Raw genomic sequence first — 7,466 nt, 5'->3', positions numbered from 1 at the left:
TGAAGCAGCAAAAGCAGGGAGAAAAAAGGTCCATCCAGTCTTTGCTGTAATATTAGCCATTATATTTTTGACTTTAGGCGAACTTTTTATGTTATTTATGTTATTTTTACCGAAAGCTGAAACGATATTCATGAAAGGTATTTATGACAATGTTAGAATGGTGTTAACGTTTGGCGGAGCTATATTTATTTTATTTATATGGGTTCGTTTTGTAGAAAAAAGACCTTTTTCATCCATTGGCTTTTGGAAAGAGAAATGGATGAGAAAGTATTTAAAAGGTGCGTTAATAGGGTTTTTATTTATTTCAACGCCAGTTATTCTACTATTATTAATGGGGAGTGTGAAATTGCAAGTACAACATATTACCTCAACAGTGATAGTAGGAATAGTAGGATCTCTAGTTGCATTTTTAATACAAGGGGCAACGGAAGAAATTATTGTACGAGGTTGGTTATTCCCGGTTCTTTCTGTTAGAAGTCGTATATGGGTTGGAATAATTGTAACTTCATTTTTATTTGGATTTCTTCATCTACTTAATCCAGGAATTACAATATTATCTATATCGAATATAATATTAGTGGGTGTTTTCGCAGCTTTATATGTATTGAAAGAAGACGGTCTGTGGGGAATATGTGCATGGCACTCAATTTGGAACTGGGCTCAATATAATGTATATGGTTTTGCAGTTAGTGGCACAACTGTATATTCTACTCCAATTTTTAAGTCTATAACAAATGGACCAGAAACATTGCATGGAGGCACGTTCGGAATTGAAGGTAGTATCATTACAACAATCATGCTCACTGTCGCTTCAATTGTTTTATGGAGAAAGTTATGGGGAAGAAAAGCGAAACAACGAAATTTTAGTTAATGAAAGAGGGAGAAACTATGGGGATAATAGCATTTGAGGGAGCAAGCGCTGTTGGTAAAAGTACCACGTGCCGTGAATTAGAAAAGAATTATGGTGCTTATATAATACCTGAAGTGAATTCTTTATTTGAAAGGCCAAAAAATGAACATAGAACATGGTATTTTGAAAAACAAGTTGAGCGCTGGAATATAGCTGTTCAGAAGTCAAAGCAATATGAATTAGTAATACTCGATGGCGATATTTATCAGCCACTTAGTTATAATTGGTGTTTTCATTTTGATATATTTAATCAGCCATTATCTTTAATAGAAAATTTTTATAAAGAAAAGATGATAAATAGGGAAATTGGCTTTCCGAATCAATATTTTTATTTATATACGAACGATGAAGAACTTAGAAAACGGAAAGTATCTGATGAAACGAAAAGAAGGAGAAACTTTGAAAAACATTTACATATATCAAAATCGTTTCAGCGTTATTATGAAAATTTAAATACTGTTACAGATGGGTATTGTAAATTAATTGAGGCAAAAAGTGTAAGAAATAATGAATTAGAAATAGTGAGAAACTCACAAAATTTGAACGTGTGTGAAGAAAGACGTTTTGATGTTTCGAAGTTAGATGCTATTACGAAGTGGTTAAAAGAAAATCGTGCATAAAGTAAAAACAACGAGTGTTGTAGAACGCGCTCGTTGTTTTTTTGTTTCTTTATAAATATAAAGGAAAAATTTGTAGAATATTTTCATTATTTAACAGAATAATCTTTCAATTTTAAAGAAAAAGAAATACAATATGAGGAAGTATATATAAATAATATGATAGGGGATGGGATGCGATATTTTGAATGAAGTAACAGTTTTTATATAAGAAATAATTAGGTAGTCAGAACGGAGATATTTGGGAGGAAACAAGCGAGATGAAAACATTTTTGAAAATAATAGGTGTTATAGCTGGTATGGCGGTAATTGGAGTAGGTTTAACATATGGTATGCTGCATTATTTAAATAATAGTAAACCAGCTGCGAAAAAGGCATCACCAGCTGCTCCAGCAGTAGAAGTATTAGCTGATAGTAACGTAAAAGCAGAAGATGCAAAGCTTTTAGAAAATGGAAATTATTCATTGCCGAATAGTGGTTTTAATAAAAATTTTAAATGGACAGATGAGAACATACAGACAGCATTACATGAAATGGCACATCAAAAAGCGAAAGCTGATCAAAAGTGGGGCTATATTTTTATTACACAAGAGCGGATTGAAAGCTTAATTGATATTGTAAAGAGTAATGATCTTGTACAGGGAAGTACATATGTAGAAATTTTAGAACGATGGAAACAAGGAAAATATGAAAAGGTTGATGGGGATCACAATAAGATTTGGAAATTACAAAGTGGGAATTTAGGAGAAGGAAAAGGAGTAATGTCGGAAGCTGAGCAAAAAGAATTAATTAATCAAGTGTTTATGAACAAAGGTACATATTCAGGTAGTAAATTAATTGCAGGTGGGGGACAGACTAATAAATAGTATACTAATTAATGAAAGAGAGTAATTGCTTATTAGGCAATTACTCTCTTTCTATGTACGTCTTAATATTTTAGTCTCGTTCAAGTAAGGAAAGGAACGATTGTAATACCGGGGAAATCCATCTAGATTTATGATAGATTACATAACTTTGAATAACTGTTGGAGTTTCGATAGGTTGAAAACATAGTTGTCCTTTTTGGCAACTTTCTTGTACAACGATATAAGGAAGAATTGAAATGCCTAACTCACACATAACGGATTGTTTAATAACTTCAACATTGGAAGTTTCAAATGTTTTAGCTGGAATATTTCCACTTTGACGTAAAAAACGATCTACCATTGGCCTATAGCCGCAGCTTTGTTCTGTAAAAATGAACTGGGTGTCTTGTAATAACTGGAATGGATTTGTATGCGCAGAGGAATAAGATGGTAAAATCCATCCAAATGTTTCATTACTAAAAGTACGCGTAATAAAATCATTATGTTCTATACTTTCTCCAATTATGAAGACAACGTCTGTTTCTCCTTCACGTAATTTTTGTAATGCTTGTTCATTTGTGTTTGTTTCAAGTACGATATTTACTTTTGGATTTTTCTGTTTGTAAGTACGTAATAATTGTGGTAATCGGTATACCGCTAATGATTCATTAGATGTAATACTTAATGTACCTTCTAAATAATCTTTATTTTGGGGGATTTCTCGCGCTTTTTCATATATTGAAAGTAATTCTAATGCATAAGGATGAAATTGATGACCTGCTTTTGTAAGTAGCACTTTTTTCCCTAACCGATCGAAAAGAGGAATATGTAAATCGTTCTCTAAAGCTTTCATATGTGCTGTAACAGTAGATTGCGCATAACCTAGCGCATGCGCAGCCTTAGAAAAATTACCATACTTCACAATGGCGCAAAATGTTTTAACATGTCTCATTTCCATAAACGATCCCTCTTTTATTATCATGATTTGTGAATGATTATATCATGTATTTTAATTTTCCAAATGATTAAATTCTGTATAAAATGAAATTGTAGAAATATTCATTTAGGTGATATTGGAGGAGAAAAGATGAAAAAAAAGGGCTATCATGTAGCTGTTGTTGGGGCTACAGGTGCGGTAGGGCAAAAAATTATTGAACTGTTAGAGAATGAAATGAAGTTTAATATAGTTGAAGTTACATTGCTTTCGTCAAAACGATCCGCTGGTAAGAAAGTAAGATTCAAAGGACGAGAGATAATTATAAAAGAGGCAAAAACAACTAGCTTTGAAGGTGTAGATATTGCCTTTTTTAGCGCTGGGGGAGAAGTATCTAGACAATTTGTAACTCATGCAGTTTCTAGTGGTGCGATTGTAATTGATAACACAAGTGAGTACCGAATGGCACAAGGTGTACCGCTCGTTGTTCCGGAAGTGAATGCGCATACTTTAAAGCAGCATAAAGGTATCATTGCAGTTCCAAATTGTTCAGCATTACAGATGGTAACAGCACTTCAGCCGATTCGAAAATCATTCGGTTTAGAAAGAATTATCGTTTCAACATATCAAGCCGTATCGGGTTCTGGCATTCATGCGATTCATGAATTACAAGAGCAGGCTAAGTCTATGCTTGCTGGTGAAGAAGTGAAAAGTAATATATTACCGGCGAAAAAAGATAAAAAACATTACCCAATAGCGTTTAATGTACTGCCTCAAGTAGATATATTTACAGACAATGATTTTACTTTTGAAGAAGTAAAAATGATTCAAGAAACGAAGAAAATATTAGAAGATGAAAACCTGAAAATGGCAGCTACTTGTGTACGTGTTCCAGTTGTATCAGGGCATTCAGAATCGGTTTATATAGAACTGGAAAAAGAAGCAACCGTTACGGAAATTAAGGAAGTATTAATGGATGCACCAGGTGTTATTTTGCAGGATAACCCTAGTAAACAGCTGTATCCAATGCCATTATATGCAGAAGGGAAAATAGATACATTTGTCGGAAGAATACGTAAAGATCCTGATATGCCAAACGGATTCCACCTCTGGATTGTTTCTGATAACCTATTAAAAGGTGCGGCTTGGAATTCAGTTCAAATCGCAGAGACTTTAGTAGAAAAGGGAATACTTTAATCTAGTTTGAAAAACCGGGGAATCGATAATCATTTTCCGGTTTTTATCCCGCTATTTGCTGGGCAGTAAGACCCCCACTGATTAAAGCTTCACTTTATTTAATAATTGTTTTCTTTATTTCGCCCAACTTTAATTTAAATTAGTCGTTATTGAACTTTTACAAATATCTACTTTATGTGCAGTGAAGCGTAAGGTTTTGGATTCTGCATGAATTGTTAGGTTAATAATAATCGATAACGGCATTTCGACCATTTTCACAATATCTTCTATAGCAATATACTCATTTTCTGCTTCGTTATAATAAACAACAGAACGAATTACTGCCTCGTTATTTTCAATGTCAATTTCAAACATCATAGGGAATTTTTCACCATTATGTAAGAATAGTTTGCCTAGTACGATTGAACCGTTTAGCTCCTCTGTAAAATTAGTAGTTGCTGCTGATTTTACCCATGTTTCGTCATGTTCTTCGTTTTCCTCTTCATCTATTGCCCATTCCCAAATGGGGTTTTGTTTTAGGTCTTCAATAGTTAATTCATCAATTGGTTTGCAATTGCTCATACATAAATTCTCCTTTTGCTTTGATAAATAAGTTTCTTAGTTTCATGAATTAGATGATTGCTTATAAGTGGGGACAATGTATTGTTTTTGTTTATCGGATGTCAAATCACTTTATTTTGGAACTCTATTATTACCATAATCTTAACAAGGCAATTATCAGTTAGCAAATAATCATTAGTTGAGAGTTTTGATGAGGTCTGATGTGAAGGAAAGATAGTGAAAAACAACAGGAATGAATAAAAGTTCTTTAGTACTATGTGGTATAATATGGTAGTGTAAAGAGTGCGTTTATACAGGAGGGATTACCAATGCTAAAAGTTATGTTACCATTTGTTCTTATCTTTTTTCTTGTTATTGCGATGTATATTGCTTATCAAAAGAGAAAAAAATCTGGGATAAAAGGATTGAAAAGTGCGTTAACTTCTATTTGCTTCTTTTTACTCGCAATCTTAAATATGTTTGCATATTGGTTTCACTTTGGCGGTGCTTTTACTTGGTTATTTTCAATTGTATTATTGCTAGTTGGTGCATATTTTACTAAATATATTCCAATATCTAAAAAGGTACATTAAAATCTATAAGAGTTTAATATAATGTTTACTTTGTTTTGAAAAGAGATTATTCTACTAGATCGTTGTGAAACGGTTTCATAGGATAATCTCTTTTGTTTAGTTTTGGAAAGAACGTACTGTACTTTTTAGTTGCTCAATAAATTCTCGAGTTGCAGCACACATATATTTATCTTTTCTATAAATTAGCCCTATTTCAATTGTTGGAGTAGGGTTTTCTATTTTAATAGCTTGAATGTTTTTATTTTGTAAAAAGTCTATATATGGTTTGGGTAACACTGTAATTCCCATTCCTTTGGAAACCATTTGGATTAAAGATTCCATCGTGCTAATTTCTAAAATTGGTCTTGGTTTAAAGTTGAATTTTTGACAATGAGATGTAATTAGTTCGGTTAAAAAGAAATTTTTAGGTAAAAGAATTAAAGGGTAGTTCTGTAATTCAGCAATAGATACATGATTACGTTCAGCTAATCGATGACCAGTTGGCACGACTAATGTAAGATCGCTTTTGTATAGAGGGATAGAGAGAATCTCTTTATCTTGCACCGGGAGAAATGTAATTCCAATATCTAGTTCGTTTCGTAATAATTTTTCACGAATATCTCCTGTGCGAAGCCCTAATACAGAAAGCTCTATATTGGGATATAAATTATTGAAATTTAAAATAGCTGTTGGTAGTAAATAATTTACGACGGTTAACAAAGCCCCTATTGTTAAGGAACCTTGCTGTAATCCGTTTAGGTCTTGAATAGCTGAACGAGCTTGTTCGACTTCATGAAAAATGGTTTTACTATGTGATAATAAAATCTTCCCTGCTTCAGTTAAAGATATTTTTTTACCAATTCGATCGAAAAGTGGCATTCCTATTTCATGCTCTAATGCACGTATTTGTTGACTTAGAGAAGGCTGTGAAATATTTAATTTCTCAGCTGCTTTTGTGAAATGTAATTCTTTTGAAACAGCTAAAAAGTATTCAAGTTGTCGTAATTCGATTGGAATCACCTCAAGTATAATAATAGGTTATACCTATCATTATTATATAAATAATTGAATTGAACAATGATTTTAAAGGTTTTATAATCATCTTTATATAGCAGAGAGGGTTGTAAAAATTAATTGAGAGAAAATACATGTAACACCTTTAAAGGAGGAAATAGAATGGCTAATGAATATCAATTGTTATCTTTAAATATAGGATTACCAAAAGAGGTTACATACGGTGGAAAGGTAGTTCATACAGGCATAAATAAGAAACAAGTAAAGGAACCGGTATATTTATCCTTTGTAAAATTTAATGGGGATGGACAAGCTGACTTAGTTCATCATGGAGGAGTAGATAAAGCAGTTTGTGTTTATACTGGTGATCACTATCCATACTGGGAAAAAGAATTGAATCAAGATCTTGTATATGGGGCTTTCGGAGAAAATATAACAGTTAGTGGTATGAGCGAAGAGGATGTTTGTATTGGTGATACATTTGAGCTAGGACAGGCAATCGTACAGGTAACACAACCAAGGCAACCTTGTTTTAAATTAGCAAAAAAATATAATATTCCAAAGTTACCACTATATTTTCAAGAAACAGGATATACAGGATTTTATTTTCGTGTATTAAAAGAAGGATGGGTATCATCAGTCGACACCTTAAAAAGACTACAGTCTGATCCAAAAGGTGTTTCAGTAGCATTCGCTAACCGTATTATGCATAAGGAAAAACAAAATATTGAAGGGGTAAAAAGGATATTAGAAGTAAATGCACTTTCAAATAGTTGGAGAAAGTCTTTTGAAAAGCGTATAAGTGGAGAAGAAATTAATACGAAGGAAAGACTTGAA

Annotated in this window: 9 protein-coding genes; 6 read left to right on the top strand and 3 right to left on the bottom strand. The window is 32.7% G+C overall.

The features are described 5' to 3' along the window. The 3 genes from ACQGS6_RS19580 to ACQGS6_RS19570 form a co-directional block, all read left to right on the top strand. Nucleotides 1-871 (top strand): CPBP family intramembrane glutamic endopeptidase (locus tag ACQGS6_RS19580; protein WP_426965458.1); only part of this gene is annotated, 871 nt, incomplete at its 5' end. Next, entirely contained in the window at nt 871-1,530 is a 660-nt protein-coding gene (locus tag ACQGS6_RS19575) for a chloramphenicol acetyltransferase (RefSeq protein ID WP_426965457.1), read from the top strand. The genes ACQGS6_RS19580 and ACQGS6_RS19575, both read left to right, overlap by 1 nt. A gap of 257 nt (nt 1,531-1,787) precedes the next feature. After that, nucleotides 1,788-2,393, top strand: a complete 606-nt coding sequence (locus ACQGS6_RS19570; protein ID WP_000846982.1) for a PRK06770 family protein — start codon at nt 1,788-1,790, stop codon at nt 2,391-2,393. A 70-nt stretch (nt 2,394-2,463) separates the two neighbouring features. Here the strand turns inward: ACQGS6_RS19570 and ACQGS6_RS19565 are convergent, their stop codons facing one another. Then, entirely contained in the window at nt 2,464-3,330 is an 867-nt protein-coding gene (locus tag ACQGS6_RS19565) for a LysR family transcriptional regulator (protein ID WP_000425904.1), read from the bottom strand. A gap of 129 nt (nt 3,331-3,459) precedes the next feature. Between ACQGS6_RS19565 and ACQGS6_RS19560 the strand changes: the two genes are divergently transcribed. Next, nucleotides 3,460-4,503 carry an aspartate-semialdehyde dehydrogenase gene (locus tag ACQGS6_RS19560; protein WP_000726549.1) on the top strand — a complete coding sequence of 348 codons (1,044 nt, stop codon included), beginning with the start codon at nt 3,460-3,462 and terminating at the stop codon, nt 4,501-4,503. A gap of 129 nt (nt 4,504-4,632) precedes the next feature. On the opposite strand, the gene ACQGS6_RS19555 is transcribed toward ACQGS6_RS19560, so the two are convergent. Further along, entirely contained in the window at nt 4,633-5,064 is a 432-nt protein-coding gene (locus ACQGS6_RS19555; RefSeq protein WP_426965456.1) for a hypothetical protein, read from the bottom strand. A gap of 308 nt (nt 5,065-5,372) precedes the next feature. Between ACQGS6_RS19555 and ACQGS6_RS19550 the strand changes: the two genes are divergently transcribed. After that, nucleotides 5,373-5,636 carry a hypothetical protein gene (locus ACQGS6_RS19550; protein WP_000921856.1) on the top strand — a complete coding sequence of 88 codons (264 nt, stop codon included), beginning with the start codon at nt 5,373-5,375 and terminating at the stop codon, nt 5,634-5,636. A gap of 96 nt (nt 5,637-5,732) precedes the next feature. On the opposite strand, the gene ACQGS6_RS19545 is transcribed toward ACQGS6_RS19550, so the two are convergent. Beyond that, nucleotides 5,733-6,635 (bottom strand): LysR family transcriptional regulator, encoded by a 903-nt coding sequence (locus ACQGS6_RS19545; RefSeq protein ID WP_426965455.1) that lies wholly within the window; start codon nt 6,633-6,635, stop codon nt 5,733-5,735. Nucleotides 6,636-6,791: 156 nt separating this feature from the next. On the opposite strand from ACQGS6_RS19545, the gene ACQGS6_RS19540 reads away from it, so the two are divergent. Further along, nucleotides 6,792-7,466, top strand: a 675-nt coding sequence (locus ACQGS6_RS19540) for an MOSC domain-containing protein (protein WP_426965454.1), incomplete at its 3' end; no start/stop codon positions are given.

Origin of the sequence: Bacillus sp. GMs2/2 (assembly GCF_050172095.1) — a bacterium.
In the GTDB taxonomy this organism is placed as follows: domain Bacteria; phylum Bacillota; class Bacilli; order Bacillales; family Bacillaceae_G; genus Bacillus_A; species Bacillus_A cereus.
This window is presented reverse-complemented; position numbering and strand designations above follow the sequence as displayed.

Coding starts and splice junctions, on each gene's coding strand:
- ACQGS6_RS19550 (WP_000921856.1), top strand. CDS start 5,373: ATGCTAAAAGTTATGTTACCATTTGTTCTTATCTTTTTTCTTGTTATT.
- ACQGS6_RS19570 (WP_000846982.1), top strand. CDS start 1,788: ATGAAAACATTTTTGAAAATAATAGGTGTTATAGCTGGTATGGCGGTA.
- ACQGS6_RS19555 (WP_426965456.1), bottom strand. CDS start 5,064: ATGAGCAATTGCAAACCAATTGATGAATTAACTATTGAAGACCTAAAA.
- ACQGS6_RS19560 (WP_000726549.1), top strand. CDS start 3,460: ATGAAAAAAAAGGGCTATCATGTAGCTGTTGTTGGGGCTACAGGTGCG.
- ACQGS6_RS19575 (WP_426965457.1), top strand. CDS start 871: ATGAAAGAGGGAGAAACTATGGGGATAATAGCATTTGAGGGAGCAAGC.
- ACQGS6_RS19565 (WP_000425904.1), bottom strand. CDS start 3,330: ATGGAAATGAGACATGTTAAAACATTTTGCGCCATTGTGAAGTATGGT.